Below are 26,112 nucleotides of genomic sequence, written 5' to 3'. Positions count from 1 at the left end.
TAATCTAGCGAAAGGATCATGGCGAAGTGATAAGAGTGTACAGTGTGTCCGTATCCTGAGCTTTCAGCAGCTTATCCATCTTCTTGTCGTCAGCAAGCACATTGGCAATCTGGCTCAGAGCATCCAGATGGCTCTCAGAATCAGTGGCAGCCAAGGCAATCAGCAGTTTTGTCGGGATGCTCTTGCCCATGAACAGGACAGGATTCTTCAACAGCGTCACTGCCATCTGCCGTTTCAGGACGCCATCTTCCGGCCTTGCATGGATCAGGGCCACCACGGGAGTCAACAGATAATAGGCACCACTTTTTTCCGTGAGTGCGATCACAGTATCTATATATCGCTGCGTAATGTATCCCTGCTGTAACAGAGGCCTCGTGCAAAGAGCAATGGCTTCTTTCCAGTCCTGTGCTCCGTCAAGGATCTGCACGTTTATTCGTTTCAACATATCGCTATCGATCATTCATCACCACCTTACTCTCATCGATTGATCACTTCAAGGCGTTGCAAACACACTCCTGATGCTCCCTCAATGGCACACATTATTCGCACCATCCAAGCAGGCCTGGAATATATTCGCAGCGTTTTGAGGCAATTCCAACAAAGCCCGGACAGGCCGCATGGAGATCCAGAAGACCTCCATGCGGCCTGTGCTTGTATCTATTTCTGTCTTTCCTCCAGATACTTGCGGAGTTTCTGCTCCAGCTCATCCCCTGATAGTAGGTTCACCAGAGGGATCACACCCCCGGCTGATGCACATTCTTCAGCGATATCGGCAGAGCAGACAATCAGATCTGTACTCCCTGGCATAACATCACTGATGGTACTGTGTTCCACCTCGACATCATTCAGACCCAGCTTCGCCAGCACCTTTTTCACATTCATTTCCATCAGGAATGATGAGCCAAGCCCAGACATGCAGCAGCATATAATCTTTTGGAGCTTCACGATTATTTCGCACCCTGTACTGCCTGCTCACTCTTTGCTGGCACTCTATTCCTGACCCTGCCAAAGAGAATGGGCAACAGGAACAAGACAAGAATCGTAATGAAGAGGCCTTGTCCGCTTAGAGCCTTGGACAAGAGTCCGAAGAAAACACCAATGACTGCGGAATCACCGCCACCAAATGTCGTGTTGTTGATAACAATATGCCCAACCGACATTAAGAGTGCCGGGAGGATTATCGTGACGATACCACCAAAGAAGGAACCGAAAACCACGCCACGGACTCCGCCTTCCTTGTTACACAATGCTCCGAACGTAGCACCGTAGAAGAAGGCGTTGAACAGCGTGGGGATCATGATAGGCAGGGCCCACGACGTGTGGACCAAGAGCAGTGTGATGCCAAATCCGACGATGCTGCCAATTGTGGCAACAAGAAAACCAATGAGAACGGAATTGGGTTGATAGGGATAAAGCACCGGAATGTCCACTGCCGGTACAGAATTGGGAATGAATCTGTCGGAAATACCCTTGAATGCTGGTACAAGCTCCCCGATCATCATACGAACGCCTGCCTGGATGATGTAGATTCCAGCGGCAAACGTCACAGAATCCATCAATCCGAGGATGAACGAATTATCAGTGCCAAAGACTTCCGCCATGACGGTTGGCTTAAAGATGATAGCCAAGAGGATGACAACAAGGTAGACTGCCCACATCGCTAGCGTCAAAGAAACACTGAGATCTCTGAGGAAGTTCAAGTTCTTTGGAACGTTAACGTCCTCACAAGATTTCTCCTTGTTGCCAGTAAGCTTCGCAATTGCGATGGCAAACCAGTAATACACCGTTCCTGTGTGCCCAACAGCAATCTCCTTGCTGCCGGTAACCTTGCAGACAGAGCCATAGATAAGAGATGGCGCGATTGCCATGTACAGGCCCGTGAGCAAGCCACCACCAACAATTACCTCCCAGGCAGGCAGGTTTGCGATATTGAGTATGATGGCCATCAATGTGGAGATCCACATCAATTCATGCCCTGTCAGATAGATGAATTTGAATTTGGTGATCCTGGCCAAAAGCAAATTCGCGCACATTGCGAGTGCCATGATGGCAGCCATTTCAGAACCATACTTGGCTATTGCCTGCGCAAACATGACTTCATTGACCGGGATGACACCAGTGATATTGAAAGTCTTGGTCAACAGATCGTTCAATGGTGTTAGGCCAGCGATGACGATGCCAGCTCCGCTGCCGATGAGAATTATCCCGAGGACGGTCTTGAGACTTCCCTTGATAACGTCTGTAGACGATTTCTTCTCAACGAGCAGACCGACCATTGCGATGAGACCAATGAGAAGTGCAGGCTGTGCAATGATTTGTTGTAGGAACCTCAGAATCCAAGTAATTACGAACATACATCCTCCCTGTTACGATTTGGAATTACCATCCTTTTCAGAAAGTGCATTCTGGGTTGCTTTTCCTCTCATGAAACATCTGCAACACTCTTAACTGTTCTACAGCAGTACAGCACCTCCGATCCATGTAGTCGTCCGTGACCGTTTTGCTGTAAATATACTAACGATGAGGTACACATCGCCATTTGCATTGGCTTTTCATGTTTTATGAGATGGTATTGTTGTCTACAAATCAAATGGTAGGGAGGGGGACTTGCGAGTCAATCAGATATTTACGGTTGCGCAGAATAAGTGTGATATTGTTCTAACTGCCAGAACGGAGTTACTGTTTCAGAATCCTTTCAACTGCCTGGGGAGAAGAGCATTGCAGCAGGGCGCGGGCGAGTTTGGAGTCTCCCAGTCGCCGTATCAGTTCGTAGAACTCATTGCCATCGTCGCCTTTCCCTGTCAAGGCTGGTACTATGACGATCCTGACATCCAAGACCTTGTCTGGATCCCCCATTTCACGGAATTTGACAGGATCCGTGAGTGTTGCGATTGCGAACCCTTTCTTGATCGTAAGTTCTGGACCTCCATGAGGAATGGCAATAGGGATATCAGTATTGATACCCGTGGGATACTCTTCTTCCCTCAGTAAGGCACCTCTCACTGCTCCTTTCTTTGCAAACCCCTGGCTCACAAGAGCACCTTCGAGGAGCTCAATGACTTCTTTTGATGAATTGGCACTGATCTGCGGAAAGATCAGACTTTTCTTGAACACGCCTTCTTCCGCGATGTCGCTCGTCAGGTTTTCTCTCTCGGTTTTCAGCATTTCTCTGATCCGTTTCTTATCTTCTTGCTGCAGCATCGGAGAGACAACCACATGCGGTATGTTGATATTGTAGACAGGAACAGTGGAAATGATGAGATCCACTGTCTGCTCAATTCTGCCCTCCTCAAGCTCTTTGATTGGTCCGGTCTGGACGATCTCGATTTCCGGGATTTCATTCATCAACTCGTAGTAGAGCAGCTTTGACGTCACAATGCCCATGGGGCAGATGACCGCAACCTTCTTCTTGCGTGGTTGCCGCATCTTTTCCAGAGACACAGCAACATACATGGCAATATAGCCCTTTTCTTCATCAGGGATCTTCAGATGAAAACTGTCTTCTATTCTTCTGGAGGCTCTCTCTGCAACGGCGTAAGCAATGGGGTATTCCTTCTTGAATTCTTCCAATGCAGGATTCTCCATTTTGACGCCTATGTTGATCTTCGTAATCGTCGATTCAAGATGATACGCCAGCATTGAGATGAATTCATCCTCTTTGTTGATGGTTGAACCTAATAATTCGTTGGTCAGCTGTGCAATTTCCTCGGCGATCTGTTGGAATCGGGGAGCGGCTATGAACTTGCCCGTACCTTCTATCGTCTGTGTTCTTGAACTGACAAATCTCAGAGCCAGATACGCGATCTCACTGTCAGCGAATTCTACCTGGAGCTGGTCGTTAACTGCCGAGATACCGCTTTCTATGATCGGTGATATCGGGTTTGCCAAGACTGCTCTTACTTCTTTGGATTCGAATGTTATTGCATGACCTTCCTTAATACGTCTAACGGATACCGCAACAGTAATTGCAAGCGCCAGGGCATCTTCCTCTGTAAATCTCTTTCCGATTCTGGCTTGGACATCCTCAATGAGTTTCCCGATGGCACCCCAATCTGCATGTTCCAGGGCAGAGAGTTTGAGTTTGAAATCTCCTTCGGAAAATGCTCTCGCCATTTTTTGAAATTCCACGTCCAAATAGTTCTCAAACGCTTCAACGAAAGCATCCCGTATATTTTCCTCTTTCCCTTCGATGAAATAGCCAAAGCCCGGCCTGCTCAGAAGAAGGATCCCTCTGTCAGACAACCAGTTGCTGACTTCCTTGATGCACTCAACGACCGTGGGGCGCGAAATATCAAGGATCTCGCAGAGATCTTCGATCGTCGGGATCCTCTCACTGAGAAGAACGACTCCCGCTATGTACCACGTCTTCTTCTTTCTAGGAAGAGTCCTGGTTCCAAGAGAAGTCAGCTTTTTCCTGAGATCTTCCATATTTTCAGGAGATCCGACGATCTTCAGACCTATTTTTGGCTTGTTGACGAGAGACAGATTGTTTTCCTCAAGAAGTCCCTCGATCTCGGCAATGTCTTTTCGGAACGTGTTAACATTGATATCGAGTTGTTTCAATATCTCGGAGGCAGAAACGGGATACTTCTGCTCCAGAAGATAGGAGATAACTTGGATATGTCTTCCTTTTATTTTAGGCATCTTTGAGATTATATCACGTTTGCAAACCCTCGCATTGACTCATAGAGATACTACGACCCGTGTCAAGAGGACAAACACAGATTGGTTTCATGTTCAAGTGTCCAGGGTGAAGCATGTTGGAAAAGAAGAAGACATTACCTGCTGCCAAACACAGCAGAGTATCAAATAACGCTGGCCGACTGATCGTCGCAGATATCAACATTCCTCGAATAACAGAACGCCCCCAACCAATAGCTGGGGGGCAAGAACATGCAATCAGTAGCGGTCAGACTTTCTTGTTCTTGCCCTTTGTCTGCGGTTTTCCCCTGAACAGCGCGTTGTACGCGATGAACTCGACGGCCAGGTACGCACATGTCTTGGGGATCATCAGCATGCCGACCAACTCGTGGGTTGGCGCAAACAGGATGACCGGGATATAGCAGGCAAACGAGATCACGATCATCCATGCGATAAGGTTGAACGTCCTGTCCTTCGCGTGGGCCGAATCCCGGAACAGTAGATACACGAGGCCCAGCCCCTGGATCATGAGCGGCATATTCCGGATAATACTCCACGGCATGGGGGAAACGACGGCGGTCCATTGGTTGACTGCAGGGAGCATGAGTCCCAGGCGCACGACACCCATGGCGACGAGTGTCCATGCAAACCAGTCAAAGGTCTTGCGGAAGCGAATGTGCCACGCATCCAGCATGACCATGTAGAAGAACGTCACGGTGACAGCTGTTGCAAACGTGCCAATCCCTACGAGGGTCGCGTGCTTCGCCAGCCCGCCGTTCAGATAAGCGAACACGCGGAAACCGACATGCCCTGCGTCCCCCAGGCCCAGCAGAACGAACGACCAGAGAACGCGCGTGGCGACCCGACGGTTCCTGCTCGCCACTCTTCCACGACGCAGGAACATGAGAACGACGACTGTCCAGACCATGACGAGGTAGCCGATGTCAAACCATATCTCGATTCCTTGACGGACCGCTTCAGGCATGTGCTTCCTCCTCGTGCCCTTTCTGCGTTGGAGACGCAAGTATACTGTGCTGGCCGGCAAACACAAGGCGCGTCCTGCTACCATCCAGTCTCGTTCGCGCTACAGTATGAATGGAACGACCAAGGGGGTCAGAAATGCCGTACACGACGAATGGATCCGGGTTCTATTTCTTGCAGAGTGCATACCTGAACGTGCTTGAAGATCAGGGAATAGTAAGCCCGGAGACGGCTCTCCCCTTGGACGAAATCGACAATCTGATCAACCCCTTTGTGAGATTTGGCGGGTTTGGCCAAGGGTGGCTCGTCGTGAACAAGCTGTCACGATACGGCGTCCTCCGGGTATGTCCTGGAGAGAGGTACTATCTAGACCAGGATGCTGCCGAGAGTTTCAGATATAGTTTTGCGAGGTGGTTACCCTGGTGACAGCAGCCTGTGCAATCAGATATCCTCTCTGTACACAGAGGTATCAAGAAGGCTGTGCCAGGAACAGCGACTAGGAAAAGAGTCGGTGCTCTGAACTATCCTTCCTTCTCGTAGGCAAGGATATCGCCCGGCTGACAATCCAACGCCTTGCAGATCTTCTCCAGCGTATCGAATCTGATCGCCCGCGCCTTGCCGTCACGATCCATGACCGCTTGCGCCCACTGCCTCACAAGATTCCTTCGCTGAGTCTGCGCAGCCATATCTGTACCGGTGTCTCTGGTTGGATGTTGGAATGCGGCAGGGTAGGCCGCGATGTCTGGAAGAAGAGCTTTGTCGTAGATACCACTATCCATCACGGTATTGACTGCCAGAACAGAGCTGTCATAAAACTGACGCCGCTTACTTTCAGTTGATTATCCTTATATTCATACGTTAAATTGAAGTCACCTAAGAAGCCTGCAGGTGAAAGCTGTGCCGCAACTCTTACGATGACATTATTGCCTTGCATTGAATAGTCAATGACGGAACCTGTTGCCAAATTTGCAAACCAGCTTTTTTTCTCGGCAACCTTAGCTGTAATTTCTTTTTCAGGGAATACAAGGGCGTTTTGATTATCAATTGTAATTTGCACATCGTTTTCATCTATCTTTGATACGACACGATTTTCCAGCGCGGCCAACGGACTTTGAACCGTAATTTCGGAAAAGTTCTCCTGATTTAAGACATGTATTTCCTCCACAAGCGTTCCTGTGCCCTCACTTTCGCACAAAATTACAATCAGCTCGTTCCGGCCGTCGCCATCGACATCGGCATAGCTGAGTTCCGGCAGGAACGCGAGTTCACCGTATGTCTTCCAGGGGAAACGCTTTGTTTTGCCGTCTATGGAAAGCGTCATGTCGGAAAACATTCCCTCGTGCAAATTTGCTGCCGACAGCCATGTCTTGCCGTCATTCAGATAGGCAAGGACCGTGCCCTCGCTTTGTCCGTTCGCCTGCTTCGGTTCGGTATAGTCTGTAATCGTTGACTGTCCGTTTTCCGTGACAAAGGAAAGCGTCTGAAGGTAATAGCCAGCAAAACCGGTCGAGGTCATGTATGTGTAGGTAACCACAGCCGTATTATCGCCGGGTTTCACCGTATAGCCGTCTACCCATGGGCTGGAACAACCCGTCACCCAGTACTCAGCCTTGTATGAAGCGTACACTGCCGCCTGAAGCTGCGTACTGAGCAGGTCGTACTGTGCTTTGCCGTCGCGGTTTTGGACCGCCTCTCCCCACTGATTTGCCAAATCTTGTATCTGTATGCGGTTTGTATTTATCACAATGCTTTTCGCGATTTCATCTGCCTTATCTGGTTCTTGATTTACCAAGAGAAATAAATCGTATGCAAATTTGCTGTTTTCGGGAATCAGATAAGTGTGCAGCTCATACACATAGGAAACGTCATTTACCGCTACCGCTGAGGGCTGAGTTCGGCGGGTCAAGACCTTTGTTGCTGGATATTTGCAACCATCAAGCGTCTCCTCCCTAATCAGTGTTTGGGCAGGGCTTCCCTCAAACTGGGTGAGAGGCAGCGACGAATCATAGCTCATGCGCTTCAGCGAGCCGAGCGCCTCACCGCTTTTAGTAAAGCTGACCGAACCGTCTGAAAAGGCAGTAGCTTCCCATTCCGGGGGAATTGAAAAAGTATATAACCCCGTATCGACCGATTTCCAATCCGATGTGTCCGCATATGCCTCCATGTCGATTTCTGTTTTGCAGCCCGCCACGACCGTCCGTCCGTTTTCCTCCCCAAACGTAAGGCGTTCGACACCTTTATATGTTTCGAGCCCAGAGTCCGCATACCAATAGGTAATAACGGCCTGATCCCCGTCCAGCGCCACATCATAGCTCACCACCCATGGGCTGGACCCACGGATTACAAAAATCAACTTACCACTCTGGAGCTCCTGCTGCGCTCGGAAATCGGCCTGCATTTGACTGCTCATGATCTCATAGCGTCCTTTTCCGTCTCTGGTTTTCCAGGCATCCGCCCAGATAAGAGCAAGATCGTACTTTTCGTTGAAAGTCCACGTCTTCCCATAGTCTGATGTTATATATTGCACGGTTACATCGACTGTACCTCTCACTGCGTCATTATTGCGGAAGGTGACCGGCAGGGTGCCTTTCGCACCGTCGAAAACAGGGGACAACGCGGTGGCATAGGTCGCAATGCTTTTAAACGAGTCCGGTATTTCAAGGGTGCACTGTGTCCAAGTCTTTCCTTTATCTTTCGTGCGGTAGACTACCGGATTGGGGTCGACGTCGTATCGGAAGGAAACAAAACCTATATTTTTGTTTGCAAAACCCGCCCCGGTTACCACGCGGGGATAAACATCATTTGTATTACCGATTTCGGCCCAGGTTTTCCCGCCGTCCGACGTTTGAAAAATCCTGTTCTCCTGATGCCCCATTGCGACATCCCCGGCAAGGAGCAGCCACCCGTCATTTTTGGTGGTAAAGCCCACGTATTTTTGCGTATCATCATCAGCTTTTGTATCCGCAACGGAATAGTTGCTCCATGTTTGACCTTCATTATTGCTGATGAGTACTGTAACGGGCGATGCTGTACCTACGCTGCCTGTGTCCCCGCCGTATGCGACGGCCGTAACTTCATCCGATATGTAAATGGCTTTGTCTTCAAAATATGCCGCTTGATCATTGGTATCTGGTGCGAGCGACACCACGGCAGATTTTCTAATGCCGTACGAGATGATAAATTTCCCGATTTCAAGATAATATGAGTTCCCCGCTTTGAGAAGGGCAACATTATCGATTGCCTTTTGCTCACTTTGATCACTCACATCGTAAGCCACCAAAGCTCCGGTAATGCCTACGACTATGATGATTGCGCACAGAGCAAGCAAGCCTTTGCGTTTTCTGCTCACGTCAAAAATGTTCACCAGCCGCTCCTTCATTGTTTTCTTCCCTCCATCAAAATACGTGGAAAATACTGTCTGATGCATCTTCCCTTTGCGAACCGCCGCCAGGATCGTCTCACTATATTGCTTCCGGGATGCGGTATCTGCATCCTGAATTACTGCAGAGTCACAAGACATCTCGAGATCCTGGTTCGATGCTGTCACCATGAGGTAGACGAGCGGGTTGAACCAGTGCACAGCGTTGGCGCAGATCATCAGCAGCTTGTACCAGATGTCTCCCCGTTTGTAGTGGACAAGCTCATGTTTGAGGATCATATGCAGTCCGGTGTCTGAATAGTCCGTATCCGGTAAAAGCAGGACAGGATGGAAGAACCCCGTCATCATAGGGCTCTGTACCTTTTTGCAGGACAGCAACTGGATAGGACGAACGACATTCATCTCCCTGCGCACAGCATTCCAGATCGCAAGGGTCCTTTCATCCTCTACGGGTCGGGAAAAACGCCGCACTGCCCGCCGGAAAAGAAAATACCCCATGAAATGGTAGAGCAGGAAGGCAGCGATCCCAAGGATCCACACAAGAGAAAGGATCGTTGTGAGTGGTACCGTCGCCCGCGTTACGGGCACAGGTGTTGCCACTGGAGAGCTCACTGGGTTGCCCATTTGTGGAGGAAGCACCGTTGTTTCCCGGGCCGACACGTTCACCGTCATATGCTGTGCAGGTGCCGCAAGCTGGATCGGTGCCTGCGGCAGCGACGGGTTAAAGGGGATCAGCAGGCGCACTGCCACCAGAAGCCAGACCCAGGAACGCCACCGCGCAGTATAGTGCCGACGCAGAAACGGCAGCAGAAGCAGCAGGATGGCAATGATGCCCGAGGTGATCAGTGCGACTTCGATGATGTCGCTGAAGATACGCTGCAACATACGCTACGCCACTCCTCCGGTTGCCTTATCAATAAACTGCTGAAGCTCCGCAAGATCGTCATCGTTGATCGCGTTGCTCTTGTAGAGCGCAGAGACGAAGGTAGTAAGAGAGTTGCCGTACAGCTTCTCCAGAAAGGACTTGCTTTCACTTTCAAGGTACTCCTGCTCGCTGATGACAGCCGCATAGATATTGGCCTTTCCCTGCCGCGTGCTCGAGACAAACTCTTTCTCCGCCAGCCGCGCAAGGAATGTCAGAACAGACGTGACCTTCCATTCCCGTTTGTCTTTCAGTTGCTCGCACACGTACGCCGACGTGACAGGCCCGTTCGCCCCCCAGAGGATCATCATGACCTCGAGCTCTGAATCCGGCAGACGCTTTATCTTCTTCCTGCTGCTCATGATCTCCCTTCTTTCTACAACTGTAGAATTACTTGCACCTTGATTCTACAAATGACGAATAAAAAGTCAAGGACGACAACGGGGGAAGTTCTCTTGGGCAGACTGAATTCGTCACGCTTCTTCATTGACTGCCCATAACAAGAGCAGTATGATAAGTTATACAAAACGCACTAAACATACATAACGCACAAGGGAGGCCAACGATGGAAAAGCCGAAAGGGAAATATGCCTGGACAGCGAAGGTCGGGGATAAGGGACAAATCGTTATTCCTAAAGAGGCGCGGGAGATTTTCAACATTAACCCGGGTGACACGCTGCTTCTGCTTGGCGATGAAGCACAGGGGATCGCGATCGTGAAAAATGATGTGTTTATGAACTTTGCCGATGCGATCATGAAAGCACAAAACTCGAAAGAGGAAGATGAATGAACGCAATAGAAATAACCGGGCTCATGAAAAAGTATAAAGAACGGACTGCGGTAAAATCATTGAACCTTTCAATAGAACAGGGCACGTGCTTTGCCCTGCTCGGCGTCAACGGAGCGGGCAAAACAACAACGATCAAGATGCTGTCCTGCCTGACGAAACCTACCAGCGGTGATGCAGTGATACTCGGCAAGAGCATCCTGACTGAACCACAGGCGGTGAAGGAGATAGCCAATATCTCTCCACAGGAAACGGCTGTGGCACCGAATCTTACGGTACGGGAGAATCTGGAGCTGATCGCGGGCATCTACGGCAGTGAAGGCAGGGCCGCACGCGAAAAGGCGACCAGGATGATCAAAGAATTCGATCTTTCCGAAGTCGAACGGCAGAAGGCAAAGACCCTTTCCGGTGGCTGGCAGCACCGCCTGAGCATTGCCATGGCGTTGATATCGGAGCCGCAAGTCCTCTTCCTCGACGAGCCGACGCTTGGACTCGATGTTCTCGCGAGACGCGAACTGTGGTCCGTCATCGAACACCTGAGAGGGAAGGTCACGATCATCCTGACCACTCATTACATGGAGGAAGCGGAGGCACTGTCCGACAGCATCGGCGTTATGGCACGAGGTGAGCTGAAAGCACTCGGAACGGCGGCAGAGCTGATTGCCAGGACAGGAGCCAAGACGTTCGAGGACGCTTTTGTGGCGCTTGCAACCGGATCGGAGGCAAGCGCATGAAACTCCTGGCGTTCGCTTCACGCAACCGCAGAGAACTCCTCAGAGACCCATGGAACTTGGCGTTCGGGATTGGTTTTCCCCTAGTCCTGCTGCTTCTCCTATCCGCTATCCAGGCGAATATCCCGGTGAGCCTCTTCAACATCGAGAAGCTGGCTCCAGGCATAGCCGTCTTCGGTCTTTCGTTCATCTCGCTGTTCTCCGCCACATTGATCGCCAAGGACCGAACCACCTCATTCCTGATGCGATTGTTCGCTTCGCCGCTCTCTGCCTCCGATTTCATCCTCGGTTACGCGCTGCCCCTCCTGCCCATGGCAATCCTGCAGAGCACGGTGTGCTTCGTCGTGTCTTTCTTTCTCGGTCTGCCGGTGAACGTGAACGTCCTGCTCGTGCTAGTCGTCCTGATTCCTCCGGCCATTCTCTACATCGGCATTGGCTTGCTGGCAGGCAGCATCCTCACTGACAAGCAGGTCGGCGGTGTCTGTGGTGCACTGCTGACCAACGTCAGCGCGTGGCTGAGCGGCACATGGTTTGACCTGAACCTGGTCGGGGGAGCCTTCAAGAGGATCGCCTATGCTCTTCCATTTGCCCATGCTGTCGACGCGGCCAAGGCAGCCATTGCTGGAGATTACGCCTCGATTCTCCCCCATCTGTGGTGGGTCATCGGATATGCCACAGTCATCATGGTCATTGCAGTTGTCGCCTTCAAGAGGAAGATGAACGGCGACAACGTCTAGATCGCGAAGGGCAGCGTTCGGGGGGTCAGGAGTGGCATATTCGACGAACGGATCCGGGTTCTGGTGGCTTCAGAGTGCATACCTGAACGTGCTCGAAGAACAGGGCATCGTCAGCCCCGAGACTGCGCTGCCCCTGGACGAGATCGACGGCATGATCAACCCATTTGTGCGATTCGGCGCGTTTGGCTCGGGCTGGCTCGTCGTACACAAGCTGTCACGGTACGGCGTTCTTGTGGCATGTCCTGGCAACAGGTACTACCTGAACCAGGAAGCTGCAGAGGAGTTCAAACACAGCTTCGCGCGCTGGCTGACGTGGTGACAGCTTCCATTGTACCAATGGGGTCGGGCCCTTTGGTACACTACTTCGGAGCGCGGCTGCTATGCTGACAGGCGCGTGTGCGGCCAGAAAAGATGCTCTGACACTACCCAGACATGGCCGATCTGCATCGTGTCTGGCCGCTTCTGACACGGTCGTAGGTCGTGGCAGTATGGCGGGGATTAAGAGCTTGATTGCCTTGGCGTCATCCGTGATGCCACCAAGAGCCAATGGAGACGACGATTCCCCAGATGATGCTTGTCACTATGCATATTTCGCCGAACGTCTTCACGCCCGTCGCATTATTGCTAGCACCCGTGCCAACAAGAATCAGTCCGACAATAAAAAGAACAATGCTGTAGAATTTCTGCGCCTTGTAGTGCTTGGATGTCTTCTCTATTACTTGAACGTTCTTGGAAGCCTCCGGAATGAATCCTTGAGCTGTTGATGATATTGGAGCCCCGCAGTTAGGGCATTTTTCGGCAGTTGTACTTACATCGTGCCCACATTCTGGACATTTCGTTAACATGCGACCCTCCTCTGAGTCAGCGAAATCGTATTCAAGAAGCAGAGACCGACCAACCGTCTCTCAACGCCAAATTCAGGTGTTGAGTTAACTACGATAGTCATGTTACGAGTTCTATTCTTTGCTGCAAGAGAGATGTTTGTTGCGGAACAACCCGCGATCTTGTTTCTCCACAGTGTCTATCGCCGACTAGCGATTCTTGCTCTGTTCTGCTTCCGTGCGCGCTTCCGCAAGGTCAATGCGAGCTTTGTGTCCATGCTTGCCCAGGAGGTTCAGGAGATTGCTTCCACTCAACAGCGTCAATGGCTTGTCTTTGGCAAATGAATATGCATCAGGCCCATAGTCAGCTGTCGTTACAAGGATTCCCCTGCTTGCCCCCTCATTGATGAGGGTCCCGTAGAGATCCCGAACGGCAGAAACACCTACGGTATTGGTGTACCTCTTGGCCTGGATCACGATCTTGCCGCCTCTCAGCGGATCAGGATCAAACGCCACTGCGTCAACGCCCCCGTCGCGGCTTGCACGAGTCACCTTGACTTCCCCACCATCTACGGCGAATTCCTCCTCGAACAACTGCCGGATGAGGTGCTCAAAGTCCTCCCAGTCCATTGCAGCCAGGTTGGTCGAAGAGTCCAGCCCGTCCTCAACATCACGGGCTTCGATGAATCTCTTGTCTTCCTTGTTGAGCTGAAGGATTGGCTTGATGGGACTCAGGCCGCTGAGTTTGGCACTGCCGACACCTTTCAGCTTCTTGAAACACGCCTTCGGCTCGACTTTCGCCAGATCTATCTCCATGAACTCCTTCTTGACTGTCTGCACAGACATGATGCATGCGTTCACCTCATGCCCCGTCGAACGGTCGATGGATCTGACCCATCCATTGAGCACGATGGAGTCGATCGCATCGGCCACGTCAGCCTCGTACAGTTCATGAAGTGTTCTGAGGATGATCATGTAGAGAACTTGATCATACAGTGCGTCGCGCTTTGCAGGAGTCAGATGTGTCTCGGCAAACTCATCCCGAGCGACCACGTACTTCACTTCCTTGAGGGTCGGCAGGTCCTCAACAGCTGGCAACGAGTAATCGACAACGAGTATCTTTGTGGCTGGCGCATAGTTGATGTCATAGTGAGTCGTAAACCAGTCCGGATAGGAGGATTCGGAGAGAACAAGATCGCAGTAGTCCACCACGGCATCGGCATCTATGGCAAGATACGACTGTCTCTGAGCGTCAATCGTCTGGTGCTGCTCATCTTGCTTCTTGAGAAAACTGGCACGTTCGTCATGCCACTGCGTCACCTTGTCTGTATGCTCTTTGGCCGCTTTGGCATTTTGGACTTCAATGCCTGCCTTCTTTTCCTTCCATTTCCTCGTATCTTCTTCGAATCGAGCTGCTGCTTCCTCAGTGCGACTGGCGCGGCGGGCAGCGCTGAACAGGTCAAGAATCCCCATCGTAGCAGTGTACGCTGGATCCTTCCTGTCTGGCGCACTTGGAATCGCCAACTCTGACGCGGCAGTTGGAACTGCCCTATTGAAGGTGCCTCGTTGCTTCAATGATTCCCAATCTACGATGATAGGTTTCTCAAGTCCGGAACTCAATATGGTGTTCAACTCCTGCAACACTTTGGCAGCTTCTTCTCTCCGAAATTCGGCTTCCTCTTTCTTGCGCTCGACGCTCGTTTTGAGGAGGTTCCTCTTCCAGACCTCGTTCCACTGAGCAAGCAGGGCTTCTCCCTTTGTCTGTACCATCTGTGCGTCATCCCCCGTGATTCTTTTGTACCTGTTCAGCCCGTCATGCTTGACATCGACGTAGTACTTATTCGCCATTGCTCTCCCTCCTCCCCTTGATCACGACCAGCCTGGCTTGAGGATCCACCATCCTTCTTACTGCTTCTCCAAGTCTAGAACGTCGATCACTGCCCTAGTTCAATACTTCATCTGTCTGAGTTGTTTCTGCCCAGTCCGCGCACAGCAGTTCGGCCTGTTCAAGAATGGTCTGTGTCGCCAGGAGCTGTTTGTCGGGCGGGTAGTGGTACTTGCGCAAGATCCTCTTGACGTCAATGCGCAGTTGGGCCTTGACGCTGTCCTTGGCTGTCCAGTCGATGGTGACGTTCTTGCGCAGCGTCTTCACCAGCTCACGAGCAATCATGGTCAGGGTCGCATCGCCCAAGACCTGCACGGCGCTGTCGTTGACACCCAGGGCATCATAGAAGGCAATCTCATCGTCGGTCAGCCCCAGGTCCTGGCCCTTCTTCTGCGCGGCACGCATCTGGCGTGCCACCTCGATGAGCTGGTCGATCACCTGTGCTGTCTCGATGGCATGGTTCTGGTACGCACGGATGGAACGCTCCAGCATCTCGGCAAAGGACCGCGCACGCACCAGGTTTGTGCGCATGCTGCCGTGAATCTCCCCCGTCAGCAGTTTGCGCAGCGTTTCCACCGCCAGGTTCTTGTACGGCATGCTGCGCACTTCTTCAAGGAACTCATCGGAGAGGATGGAAATGTCAGGCTTCTTGAGACCAGCGGCGGCAAAGATGTCGACGACACCTCCCGAAGAGACGGCGCGTGACACGATCTGCCGGATAGCATGGTCCAGGTCCTCTTCAGGCCGTGGGTCACCAGCCGTCGACTTGGCCAGAGCTGCCCGAACCGCCTGAAAGAATGCCACGTCATCACGTATACCAAGCGCCTTCGGGTTGGGGACTGCCAGAGCAAATGCCTTGGACAGTGCCGTGACGCCATCCAGCGTGCGCTCCTTGCCATCTTCCTGCGCCAGGATATGCTCCATCGCCGCCGGCAACAAGGCCACGCGCTGTTGAGGAGTCCCCGCAGTCCACGCGCTCCAGTCAAAACCGTGGAAGAGGCCGCAGCACACCTCGTACTTCTCCATGAGCACGGTGACGGCGACCTCCTGGTCAACGGCCGTCGTGCCCGTGCCGCCATTTTCGGTATAGGTCGTCAGCGCCATCCGCAGTTCATCAGCCAGACCCAGATAGTCGACGATCAGGCCGCCGGGCTTGTCCCTGAAGACGCGGTTGACCCGCGCGATGGTCTGCATCAGGCCGTGCCCGCGCATCGGCTTGTCCAGGTACATGGTGTGCAGGCAGGGGACGTCGAACCCGGTCAGCCACATGTCCCGCACGATGACCACTCTGAAAGGGTCCGCCGGGTCCTTGAACCGTTTGGCCAGCGCCTCGCGCCCCTGCTTGTTGCGGATATGCTGCTGCCAGTCCAGGGGGTCGGATGCGGCGCCCGTCATGACAATCTTGAGCACGCCCCTGGTGTTGTCGGTATCGGCCCACACCGGGCGTAGTTTGATGATGGCGTCATACAGTTCGACGCAGATGCGCCGACTCATGCAGACGATCATGGCCTTGCCCTCCATGGCTGACAGACGTTGCTCCCAGTGGGTGACGATGTCCTGCGCGACCAGCTGGATACGCTTCTCGGAGCCGACAACCGCCTCGAGAGCAGCCCACTTCGTCTTCAGTCTCTCCTTGCGGGTCAGTTCCTCTCCCTCGGTCGCTTCTTCGAAATCGCTATCAAGGTGCGGGCGCTCGGAGGCGTTCAGCTCCAGGGTCGCCAGTCGGCTCTCGTAGTAGATGGGCACGGTAGCGTGGTCGTCGACCGAGCGCTGGATGTCATACACGCTGATGCAGTCACCGAAGACGGCATACGTATTCTTGTCTGCCTGTTCGATCGGTGTGCCGGTAAAGCCAATGAACGAGGCGTTGGGCAGCGCCTCTCGCATGTGCCGCGCAAACCCGTCGACAAAGTCGTACTGGCTGCGGTGCGCCTCATCAGCGATAACAACAATATTGCGGCGAGCCGAAAGCTGTGGGTACTGGTCGCCTCCGTTCTCGGGCAGAAACTTCTGGATGGTCGTGAAGACGACACCGCCCGAGGCCACGGCAAGCAGCTCCTTCAGCTGCGCGCGGTCTTGCGCCTGCACGGGCTCCTGGCGCAGCAGTTCATGGCACTGGTGAAAGGTCCCGAACAGCTGATCGTCCAAGTCGTTGCGGTCCGTAAGGACGACGATGGTCGGATTATCCATGGCGGGGTGCGCGATGATGCGCCCGGCGTAGAAGGCCATGGTCAGGCTCTTGCCCGATCCCTGCGTGTGCCACACGACGCCGCAGCGCTTGTCGCCCAAGGCACGCGTCGCCCCGATGGTATGCTCCACGGCCGTCAGCACAGCATGATACTGGTGATATGCCGCCAGGATCTTGACGGGATCGCCATCTCCATCTTCGAAGACGACAAACGACCGCACGATGTCGAGAAACCGCCGTTTGTCGAAGGCTCCCCGTATGAGCACCTCGAGCTGTGGCATCGACTCAGGCGCCAGTTGCTCACCCTCGATGGTGCGCCAGCGCATGAAGCGCTCTTTGTCGGCCGTCAGCGAGCCGATGCGTGCCTCGGTCCCGTCACTGATAACCAAGGCCTCGTTGAAGCGCATCAGACTGGGTATCTGTTTCTTGTACGTCTGCAGTTGGTGGAACGCGGTCCAGATGGTCGCGTTCTCGTCGGCCGGGTTCTTGAGTTCCATGACGACCAGTGGCAATCCGTTGACAAACAAGACCACGTCTGCCCGCCGGTTGACCTTGTTCTCGAGGACCGTGAACTGATTGACCGCCAGCCAGTCGTTGGCCTCCGGATGGTCGAAGTCCACCAGCCTCACCAAGTCGCCCTTGATGCTGCCATTAGCCCCCTGGTACTCGACCGGGAAGCCACTCACCAGCCACCGGTGGAACAACCGGTTGCTCTGTACCAGCGAAGGCACCTCCTGCCGTTCCAACCGGCACACCACATCATCCAGACAGTCAGCAGGGATAGCAGGGTTCAGGCGCCTCAGTGCAGTGCAGAGGCGACCCTCAAGGATGACCTGCTCATAGGAAGAACGTTCGGCCGCAGGCTCGCCAGGGGCAATGGAAGGACCAGAAACGACTTGGAAACCGCAGTCGCACTCCCAGTTCAAGGCGACAGACTCAAGATCCGATTCCTGCAACGATACCCTCCTGTGCACTAAACATGAGCATACCTGATAGTTGCCAGCTATTCATTGAATTCGTTGTCTCGTCCCACTCGCTCGGCCTCATGGTCATATTCATGGGCCAGCTGTCTCAGTGTGGCGGCTAACCGCTGGTACCCGGCTAGCTCGATTTGGTCAGCTTGCTCCCGGTACTTCTTGGCCAGATTGCGCTCTTCCGTGCCCTTGGGGTCGACCCAGTGGCCTCCACGCGAGTTGAATAGCCCCGTCTGGTACCCGCTGCGTAGGTCGTCGGCGTCCCCAGCATTGAGTTCCTCGGCAGCCGCTCGGTGCAGCCACAGACCGTTTGGATCAGCAGGAACGTACATCAAAACCTTTCCTGCCATCGTCATGGCAATTCCCAGGTGGCCCGATTCTCCACTGATTGACTTCATGCTTCCAAACCACTTGTGCAATGCATCGCCGTCGAACGTCCCGTCTTCCCGGCTGCCGGGCGGAATTCTCCATTCATCCAACAGGCTATATGCATTCCCAGCGATGCGCTTCTGTTCTTCAGTCAGTTCGGGTTTGATGTCTGCTTCCTGCTCAGAGCGAAACACGGCGCGAATGACCTCACAGAAGAAGCTCGGTTCTTCGGCGAGCCGCCTCCCTAGGAACCTTGCAGTAGCCCCAAGGTGCCCGTCGAGCAAAGGTACGAATGCCCATTCCACCTGCATGACTTTTTCGCGGTTGGCCGCTTGATCGTCCTGCAGTGTCTGTATCAGCTTGGCAATCGCGTCTCCTCTCCCCTGAGGAGGTTTCTCCACGGTGTCCAAGGTTGCTAGTAGCGTCCCGACAACCTGTTCGCTGTCCAGGTGTTGCTTCTCATGAGCCATCCTCTCAAGGCACAGAATCGCCGCGTACGGCCGGCCATACTTGACCAAGCGGCCCGCGGCAAAGGCCAGCTTCTCATCAGCCATATATGGGTTGACCGCTGCCCTGCTCCAATAGGGCGACTCGTCGTCTGACAGCCAAAGGGATGCTCGTTCCCAAGTCTCCGATGAGAATGGCAAGAAAGCGAGCAGCTGTCCTCGGTCCACTAGCAACCATGCTTGGGCGCCAAGACCATCAACCCACTGCCACCCCTGCACATGGAACCTCCGCCAGATGAACCCACCCACGAACTCGCGAAGCGACGATCGTGTTTCTGTGTTCAGCAAGGATGGCAAGAATAATCCGTCGATTGTACTATCGGCGATTGCGCCAAGAGCATTCCCGACACGCATGGGCGATTCGACGCTTGTGGCAAATGTCAAAAGCCCCTCTGGGCCCTCCGCTGCGCAGACTTCCTGTAGTGCTTTCTGCTGTTGTTCGTCAAGTTGCCTTTCCTGTTCGTCATATCCAATCTTGTCATCGAAGAACTCAAGATAGTCACTGCGAAACAGTCGTCGATGGATGAGCGATGGAGTTCTTGGAGCAAGGGCGTGGGCAACTGCGTCGATCTCATCGACTATCTCTGGTTTGAGAGCCCACTCGGCACCCGCGAATCCCCTATGCTTGGCAACCAAGTACATGAGGTGATCCCAAAGCTGGAATCGGTCCGCTTCTGGTATCGACGTGACAGAATCTGAGCCGAAATGGGTAAGAAGCTGCTTCCGTGCTGGTTCAGGCAGGTCATCCAAACGATCTGTCAACTGGACGAGCCTAGAGACGTCATTCTTCACTACATCTACCGCCAGATCTGCGTAGACACAAACCTGTTTCCAGTGTTCTCTTTGAGACACACCCTCAATCCAGTCATCGGGAATCGTCTCTCGCCAAGCCGGCCTTCTGGAGCCCATCGACACCTTGTGGGCATCAGGCAACAAATCAAGGAGCAACTTCCAGCCCACGTCCGGAAACTCGCGGAGGACCGCCTGAACAGCAGCTTTTCGTTGCGCTACCGAAGCACAGGTCTGTGGCAACCACGGCTGAAGAATTGTCGACAGTGAGTTTGCTGGTCGATTCCCCCATTTTCCGCCAGGATCGCGCGCGGCAAGTTCCCCCAAGATGACGGCTACTGTTATGAGATAGTCAGGGTCCCAAGCAAGAGTCTCCAAGGCCCACAGCACGCCTGTCATGTAGTTGCCACCACCAAACTCGGAGCTTTCTTGAGCAAACACGGCATCAAAAGGACACGGGGTACTGTGCAATGTCTTCTCAATGATATCAAGGAACTCATGTGGGGCGGCCTCCGCAAGAAGAGGCAACAAATCATTCAAGCTGGCCCACAGCACCCAGTTTGCGCCTAGCAAAATGTCTCGGACAGCCAACGTTGCCACTTGTTCAGCCTTTCCCGCGGTAGTTGATGTAAGCGCTTTTTGTTGACTGCCGAGAAGAGCTAGTGTGTCCGCTATTCCTTTCCGCAGTTGGTCGGAATGGCCCAAGACTTTGCCGTGAACACTTGCAGCAAAGCGTTGCTCCGTCGACAGCTCGAACTTCGGGTCAGGTTCAAGCAAGATGTCGGTGGCGATTCGCCGCAGTACATCTAGATCCTCGTCGAAGATGCAGGAACCCAGACTGTACCATCCCTCGTAACGCGCTGTGACCTTCCAGATTCCTCCATGCTGAACTAGGGGAGTGTTCGGTCGCAGCGCGATCTCACGCATCTTTTCAATCCACTCCCCATATGCTTTTTTTGACAGTTGCTCAACGATTGCCGTATCAGCTGGCAGGTTCTCGTTCCAAGCACCCAGTAGCTGTGCAATCTTAAGATCCCCAGCGTCCGTTTTTTGGGCCCACTCAGGCATGGTCGAGAGATGTTGGAGTAGCCTCAATAGCATGTCCAAGTTGCCCCCACTCTTCTGGGCCAGCACACGAGCGCGTTCTTCTCCGTAACCCGCCTTTTGTAGGGCCTCGGCGACTTGTTGGATCCTTGGGCTTGGCAACGAAGCTGTATTTGGATGTGGAATTCCCCCAGGCAATCCCGCGAAGACCACTGCGTGTCCCGCCCGCTTGGCCCGCTCCAATAGCAATGCTCCGTCAGTGTCAGTGTCATCAAGGCTGAAAGCTGCCACTAACACATGTCCCTTGAGCAACCCCGACTTAGTAATCTGATTCCACGCATCACTGTTGGAGACGATGATACATCGGCTAACCGCTTCAATTCGCGCGTTGGTGCTCATGGCCGCAACGTAGGCAGACACGAAGTTCGCAAGCTGACCCGGGAAATGGGTCGTCAGTCTGAGCTGGAGTGCTGTCCCTGCAAATACCTCTTCGAGTCTGTTACAGGCGTCGTCACGGTTAGCAAGAAACAGCTCGGGGATCAACGGAGGCGGATCGCCAATAGTGGACACGTCAGTCCAGTGTTGCTCCGGAGTGTCGATGGCCTGAACTGGAATGTCCATAATGCCCGCAAGCCAAGTATCAACTGAAGGGAAGTAGCTCAACCAGTCGACCAACTTCGTACCGTCAATAACCCGAACGTCCCGCCACTCACCTCGCTGCGCCCGCTCTGCCCGCCAGTCAACTTGCGACCTTGCTCTTCCGCTGTATACCCAGCCTCTCCGGCCAGACAGGGGTGTAACGAAAATGAACGTCGCTTCCTTCCTGACCTCTGTCAGGGTATTCTCAGTAAGCTTGTCGTAATCGGAAGTTGCCTTCTCTCTGGGCGAGATACCGGTGCCTATTTCCCACAAAGACAAGCCTAATGGTATAAATGGCTCAAAGTCAAAGTCGGTTACCAGACGGCCATCTTCGCCGGGTTGTTCTATGCTATCACCGCCTGGAAACCGCCTTTCCCTAGGTCCAGGAACCGAAGCTGCAACAAGCCGGCGGACAAGGTCGACAATCACGCCTTGTGCCTCACGGGCGTGCCCCCTTACCCATTGATCCAAGGTGTTCTCATTGGTCAGTGTCGTATGACTCATAAGTTGACCTCCACAAGTTGCCCTGCGACATCTACCCGCAGTTCTCCTGAGAGAAGTCTGGGCAGCAGTGTATCGCGAAGCGCGGTGAGAGTGCGAGATTCGCACTGAGTTTGGTTCATTCGATCGAACAGAACACCGACGCTCTGGTCAAACCGCTTCAGAACAGCCAATGGAGGCAGTGACACTGCGCTCAAGTAGGCAAGGTTTCGATTTAAACCAGGTACTGCCGAGTCGGCACCCATTGACGGCAAATCAATGTCCTGCAGCGCAAAAAAGAGGAAGTAGAGGCTCGGACAGCTGGGCTTGGGCACGACGTAGAATGTTGTGTCTATGGCATAGAAGGCCCTCGGAGCCCACGTTACGATGCCTGGGTTGCCCTTGCGTCCAACAATGATGCCGGGCCCAGTTTCGAGCTTCTCATCGTGCCAGCCGATCTGACCATTCGAACCATACACGGCGACAGTACCACTTCTTCGGTCGCTTTCTTTGAGCGCCTTCCCATAGACCAGTTCGAGCAATTCGCCCACTTTCCGAGCTGTCCACCCCTTGGGGATCTCGCCCAGTTCAGAGTTTTCGAAGGAGTCGGGGAACAGAGCAGCGATGTCGGCGGGGAGGCCGGGGTCGCAGCCTTCGGCCTTGGCGTAGACGGGATCGAAGTCGATGAACCAGCTCTTGAAGAGTGCTCGTGCCCTTTCCTCCAGTGTCTCGTTCATCCGCCGATTGAGCTCGATCTTGTCGTCCAGCGTGCCGAGGATATGCGCAACTGCATGCTGCTCTGAGAGTGGAGGGTAGTAGATGGGAACGTTGCTCAGGAGCTGGGTGTTAAGTGACGGCATCGTCGCGCCGACAGCAATAGCCCGTATGTGTTCCTTGAAACCGGGAAGACCAAAGAAGTAGGACAGGTAGCGAGAGTCAATTCGACTCTGATTCGGACGGATTCGTAGGCAACGGCCCGAAAACAACCAGCCGTCTTCATCCTCCCAAACCAAAGCTCGACGGTCCACGGAGCCGACCCGACTGAAAACGATATCACCCCTTCGCAACGCATATCTGGATAGGCGAGCCCGATCGGCATCAGACACGCCGGGCAAGTTCGAATGTAGGATGCGGTTCTCACCCAAGTGTTCAACGGTGATGATCGGTATTCCTGCTGAAACGTAGTCCTCTTGGTGAAGTTGACTCCCGAAGGGCCCGGTTTGCACTCCCTCGCCAGGCTCACACAGGTCAATAAGGCGGTCTGATTTGAAGTCACCAGCGAAGCTGCCGTAGACGCTAGCTTGTCGATTCCCTGGAACACACCTACTCTTTGACGTCATAACCTAACCCTTTCAGGTTCTTGCGGATCTCATCGTCTAGTCTCTTCGACTCCTGCATCTGCTCGCTGAGCTGTGTAGTGAGCCGCTTCATCTTCTCGTCGAACGGTTCACCGTCGTCCTCGACATCTTCAGCACCGACATAGCGGCCGGGGGTCAGCACGTAGCCATTAACGGCGACCTCATCAAGCGTTGCACTCTTGCAGAAACCAGAAACGTCCTCGTATTCGTCCGCTTTGGGGTCACCGCGCCAGGCATGATACGTCCCTGCGATGCGCTGGATGTCCTCGGGACTCAGCTCCTTGTGCGTGCGGTCCACCATGGTGCCCAGCTTGCGTGCGTCGATGAACAGGATGCGTCCCCGACGGTCGTGGAAACGGTTGCTGCCCTTGAAGCGTGTCAGGAACCACAGGCAGACGGGTATCTGGGTGGAGTAGAACAACTGCCCCGGCATCGCCACCATGCAGTCCACCACGTCAGCCTCGATGAGGTGACGACGAATCTCGCCTTCTCCCGATGTGTTGCTGGACATGCTGCCGTTGGCGAGNNCCCCATGGACTCATGTTGAAGGGTGGATTGGCCAGGATGTAGTCTGCCTTGAGATCGGGATGCAGGTCGTGGAGAAAGCTGTCTGCGTTCTGTGGGCCCAGGTCCGCTTCGATGCCACGGATGGCCAGGTTCATGCGGGCGAGCCGCCATGTCGTGTAGTTGAGCTCCTGACCGTAGATGGAGACGCTCCCCTTGTGGCCATGCTGTTCGATGAACTCCTCGCTTTGCACAAACATGCCACCAGAACCGCAACACGGGTCATAGACGCGTCCCTTGTATGGCGCCAGCATCTCGACGAGCGTCCGGACGACACAGCGCGGCGTATAGAACTCGCCGCCCTTCTTGCCCTCGGCGCTGGCAAACTGCGCAAGAAAGTACTCGTATACGCGGCCGAGGATATCCGTGGAGCCGTGCTCCGTGTCGTTGAGACCGATGCCGCTCATGAGATCGATGAGGCGACCGAGACGTTCCTTGTCGACACCGGGGCGGGCGTAATCCTTGGGCAGGACACCCTTCAGTTTTGGGTTTTCATGTTCGATCGTGGCCATTGCATCGTCGACGGTCTTGCCAATAGTGGGCTGGTGGGCCACTGCCCGCAACTGGAACCAGCGCGCCTCCTCGGGAACCCAGAACACGTTGATCGCCATGTATTGGTCGCGGTCCTCTGTCGCATACCGCCGTTCGTCCGGCTCAGCGATGTAGTTCTCGTTGGCAGGATCGGTCATCTCCTGTACCAGCTGGACATGCCGCTGCTCAAACCGGTCCGAGATATACTTGAGGAAGATGAGACCCAGGACGACGTGTTTGTATTCGCCGGAATCCATGCTGCCGCGCAGCTCGTCGGCCATCCCCCACAATTTGGCCTCGAATCCCAGATTCGCCCCCGTCGTGCTGCCGTTGGTTGTTTTCGTCCGCGCCATACGCCGCTCCCTCTGCCACTGTTCGCATACCGACACGACTACAATATGATACTATGACGCGTCGAGGACAAATGGCAAGCGATTTGGGGAAAATGGGGTGCTTTCCTCTCCTCGCAAACACGCATTTCGATATCAGGCGATTTGTGCAAGCGCCTCTTGCACGGTTGCTGGTGCCAGTCAGCTGGTGACCAATCCTGCCGACCTGGTTGATTTCCTGGAACCCATCTGGTATGATTTGACGAGATGCAAATGAATCTGGATAAGGAGTAGTGCAACTTGAAACCAACGAGAGATGAAGCATACCAACTGTTGTGCAAGTACAACGATTCTCCTGCCCTTATTACCCACGGTCTGACCGTCGAAGGCGTGATGCGGCATTTCGCCCGTCTGCTGGGTGAAGATGAGGAGAAGTGGGGAGCTGTCGGTCTGATGCATGACATCGACTATCAGAGGTTCCCTGAACAGCACTGCCACAAGGCACGCGAGATCCTGCAGGAGGCTGGCGTTGACGAGGAGTACATTCATGCAATCCAGAGTCATGGGTATGGGCTGTGCTGCGACGTGAAGCCGGAACATGTCATGGAGAAGGTCCTCTACACCATCGACGAGCTCACGGGCCTCATCACCGCAACCGCGATCATGCGGCCGTCGAAAAGTGTCATGGACCTCGAGCTGAAATCAGTCAAGAAGAAATACAAAGACCACAAGTTCGCTGCCGGCGTGAATCGGGAAGTCATCGAGCAGGGCGCCGCCATGCTGAACATGGACCTGGATTATGTCATCACAGAAACCATCATGGGCATGCGCGAAGTGGCCGAGGCTATCGGCCTCAAGGGAGAACTCTGAGCTGACCATCGTGCGCACCAGGATACGGTCGGACAAGACGGGAGCGTTGAGTGTATACAGGCAAAATCAGAATCAAAGAGACTGATCAATCAGATCTGCCGAACGTCATGCAGCTATGGAACAGCGGCCAAGTGATGTTCTATGCAGGCTTTCCAAGGGGTCTGGGCGTTACGATTGAGCGCCTCCAGCAATGGCTGACTGGGGTCAATCAGGATATCTTCAGCAGGCATTACAGTATTTATGCTGAGAACATCGGGTATTGCGGCGAAACGTTCTACGACATCGATCGTGGACATGATCTGGCAAGACTGGATATCAAGCTTTTGCCGAAAGCACAGGGCAAAGGAATTGCTGCATATGCTTTCAGCAACGTCATCGACCAGGTGTTCAGCAATGATCTGGCTACGAAAGCGTGTGTTGACCCCCATCCAGACAACAAGAAAGCATGGAAACTCTATGAAAAACTTGGGTTCATCAGTAAGCCAAGACCAGCGTTTCTCGAGAAGGGACCAACGTATTTGGAGATCACTCGGGATACGTTCAAAAGCGCCTGCCCAACAGAATCGGTCTGAGGAAATTGGCTGAAG

General features: G+C 53.6%; 20 protein-coding genes and 1 pseudogene. 7 read left to right on the top strand and 14 right to left on the bottom strand.

Features of this window, described 5'->3' with window-relative positions:
* Positions 1-16: 16 nt before the first annotated feature.
* The 5 genes from SMC3_RS05950 to SMC3_RS05930 all read right to left on the bottom strand — a co-directional run bounded on the left by SMC3_RS05950 (position 17) and on the right by SMC3_RS05930 (position 5,626).
* The gene (locus SMC3_RS05950; RefSeq protein ID WP_119086997.1) at positions 17-460 is read right to left on the bottom strand and encodes a PTS sugar transporter subunit IIA; all 444 of its coding nucleotides are present in this window, start codon (positions 458-460) and stop codon (positions 17-19) included.
* Between the two features lie 197 nt (positions 461-657).
* A complete protein-coding gene (locus tag SMC3_RS05945; protein ID WP_119086998.1) occupies positions 658-945 on the bottom strand; it encodes a PTS sugar transporter subunit IIB in 288 nt (95 codons plus the stop codon).
* A gap of 2 nt (positions 946-947) precedes the next feature.
* Complete coding sequence (locus SMC3_RS05940) at positions 948-2,354, bottom strand: PTS ascorbate transporter subunit IIC (protein ID WP_119089927.1); 1,407 nt, start codon at positions 2,352-2,354, stop codon at positions 948-950.
* Between the two features lie 322 nt (positions 2,355-2,676).
* The gene (locus SMC3_RS05935) at positions 2,677-4,644 is read right to left on the bottom strand and encodes a BglG family transcription antiterminator (protein WP_119089926.1); all 1,968 of its coding nucleotides are present in this window, start codon (positions 4,642-4,644) and stop codon (positions 2,677-2,679) included.
* Between the two features lie 265 nt (positions 4,645-4,909).
* On the bottom strand, positions 4,910-5,626 hold the full coding sequence (locus SMC3_RS05930) for a hypothetical protein (RefSeq protein WP_119087001.1): 717 nt from the start codon (positions 5,624-5,626) through the stop codon (positions 4,910-4,912).
* Between the two features lie 134 nt (positions 5,627-5,760).
* On the opposite strand from SMC3_RS05930, the gene SMC3_RS05925 reads away from it, so the two are divergent.
* Positions 5,761-6,048, top strand: a complete 288-nt coding sequence (locus SMC3_RS05925) for a hypothetical protein (protein WP_119087002.1) — start codon at positions 5,761-5,763, stop codon at positions 6,046-6,048.
* Between the two features lie 95 nt (positions 6,049-6,143).
* Here the strand turns inward: SMC3_RS05925 and SMC3_RS09740 are convergent, their stop codons facing one another.
* The 3 genes from SMC3_RS09740 to SMC3_RS05910 are packed head-to-tail and all read right to left on the bottom strand — an operon-like array spanning position 6,144 to position 10,285.
* Positions 6,144-6,404 (bottom strand): helix-turn-helix domain-containing protein, encoded by a 261-nt coding sequence (locus SMC3_RS09740; protein WP_413814576.1) that lies wholly within the window; start codon positions 6,402-6,404, stop codon positions 6,144-6,146.
* Positions 6,401-9,886: a M56 family metallopeptidase gene (locus SMC3_RS05915; protein WP_119087003.1), complete on the bottom strand. Its 3,486-nt coding sequence runs from the start codon at positions 9,884-9,886 to the stop codon at positions 6,401-6,403. The genes SMC3_RS09740 and SMC3_RS05915 overlap by 4 nt, the downstream gene beginning before the upstream one ends.
* Positions 9,887-9,889: 3 nt before the next feature.
* Positions 9,890-10,285, bottom strand: coding sequence for a BlaI/MecI/CopY family transcriptional regulator (locus SMC3_RS05910; RefSeq protein WP_119087004.1), 396 nt, complete (start codon positions 10,283-10,285; stop codon positions 9,890-9,892).
* Positions 10,286-10,488: 203 nt separating this feature from the next.
* On the opposite strand from SMC3_RS05910, the gene SMC3_RS05905 reads away from it, so the two are divergent.
* The 4 genes from SMC3_RS05905 to SMC3_RS05890 are packed head-to-tail and all read left to right on the top strand — an operon-like array spanning position 10,489 to position 12,497.
* Positions 10,489-10,713, top strand: a complete 225-nt coding sequence (locus SMC3_RS05905) for an AbrB/MazE/SpoVT family DNA-binding domain-containing protein (RefSeq protein ID WP_119087005.1) — start codon at positions 10,489-10,491, stop codon at positions 10,711-10,713.
* A complete protein-coding gene (locus SMC3_RS05900) occupies positions 10,710-11,444 on the top strand; it encodes an ABC transporter ATP-binding protein (protein WP_119087006.1) in 735 nt (244 codons plus the stop codon). The genes SMC3_RS05905 and SMC3_RS05900 overlap by 4 nt, the downstream gene beginning before the upstream one ends.
* Positions 11,441-12,178, top strand: coding sequence for an ABC transporter permease (locus SMC3_RS05895; RefSeq protein ID WP_119087007.1), 738 nt, complete (start codon positions 11,441-11,443; stop codon positions 12,176-12,178). The genes SMC3_RS05900 and SMC3_RS05895 overlap by 4 nt, the downstream gene beginning before the upstream one ends.
* Positions 12,179-12,209: 31 nt before the next feature.
* Positions 12,210-12,497 (top strand): hypothetical protein, encoded by a 288-nt coding sequence (locus SMC3_RS05890; RefSeq protein WP_119087008.1) that lies wholly within the window; start codon positions 12,210-12,212, stop codon positions 12,495-12,497.
* A gap of 202 nt (positions 12,498-12,699) precedes the next feature.
* Here SMC3_RS05890 and SMC3_RS05885 read toward each other — a convergent pair whose 3' ends face one another.
* From SMC3_RS05885 to SMC3_RS09735, 6 genes and pseudogenes are all read right to left on the bottom strand, one after another.
* The gene (locus SMC3_RS05885) at positions 12,700-13,023 is read right to left on the bottom strand and encodes a zinc-ribbon domain-containing protein (protein WP_119087009.1); all 324 of its coding nucleotides are present in this window, start codon (positions 13,021-13,023) and stop codon (positions 12,700-12,702) included.
* 186 nt (positions 13,024-13,209) lie between these two features.
* A complete protein-coding gene (locus tag SMC3_RS05880) occupies positions 13,210-14,847 on the bottom strand; it encodes a restriction endonuclease (RefSeq protein WP_119087010.1) in 1,638 nt (545 codons plus the stop codon).
* A gap of 94 nt (positions 14,848-14,941) precedes the next feature.
* A complete protein-coding gene (locus SMC3_RS05875) occupies positions 14,942-18,028 on the bottom strand; it encodes a type I restriction endonuclease subunit R (protein ID WP_119089925.1) in 3,087 nt (1,028 codons plus the stop codon).
* A gap of 47 nt (positions 18,029-18,075) precedes the next feature.
* A complete protein-coding gene (locus tag SMC3_RS05870) occupies positions 18,076-21,897 on the bottom strand; it encodes a hypothetical protein (RefSeq protein WP_119087850.1) in 3,822 nt (1,273 codons plus the stop codon).
* On the bottom strand, positions 21,894-23,213 hold the full coding sequence (locus tag SMC3_RS05865) for a restriction endonuclease subunit S (protein ID WP_119087849.1): 1,320 nt from the start codon (positions 23,211-23,213) through the stop codon (positions 21,894-21,896). Before SMC3_RS05865 ends, SMC3_RS05870 begins: the two co-directional genes overlap by 4 nt.
* Positions 23,197-24,679, bottom strand: a pseudogene (locus SMC3_RS09735) (N-6 DNA methylase). Before SMC3_RS09735 ends, SMC3_RS05865 begins: the two are co-directional and overlap by 17 nt.
* Before the next feature lie 276 nt (positions 24,680-24,955).
* Between SMC3_RS09735 and SMC3_RS05855 the strand changes: the two are divergent.
* Both SMC3_RS05855 and SMC3_RS05850 read left to right on the top strand, forming a co-directional pair.
* On the top strand, positions 24,956-25,525 hold the full coding sequence (locus SMC3_RS05855) for an HDIG domain-containing metalloprotein (RefSeq protein ID WP_119087847.1): 570 nt from the start codon (positions 24,956-24,958) through the stop codon (positions 25,523-25,525).
* 50 nt (positions 25,526-25,575) lie between these two features.
* A complete protein-coding gene (locus SMC3_RS05850) occupies positions 25,576-26,097 on the top strand; it encodes a GNAT family N-acetyltransferase (protein WP_119087846.1) in 522 nt (173 codons plus the stop codon).
* Positions 26,098-26,112: the final 15 nt, after the last annotated feature.

This window comes from Candidatus Cryosericum hinesii, from assembly GCF_003570985.1.
GTDB classification, from domain to species: domain Bacteria; phylum Caldisericota; class Caldisericia; order Cryosericales; family Cryosericaceae; genus Cryosericum; species Cryosericum hinesii.
The sequence above is the reverse complement of the archived record's forward strand: the minus strand, read 5'-3'. Positions and strand labels throughout refer to the sequence as shown.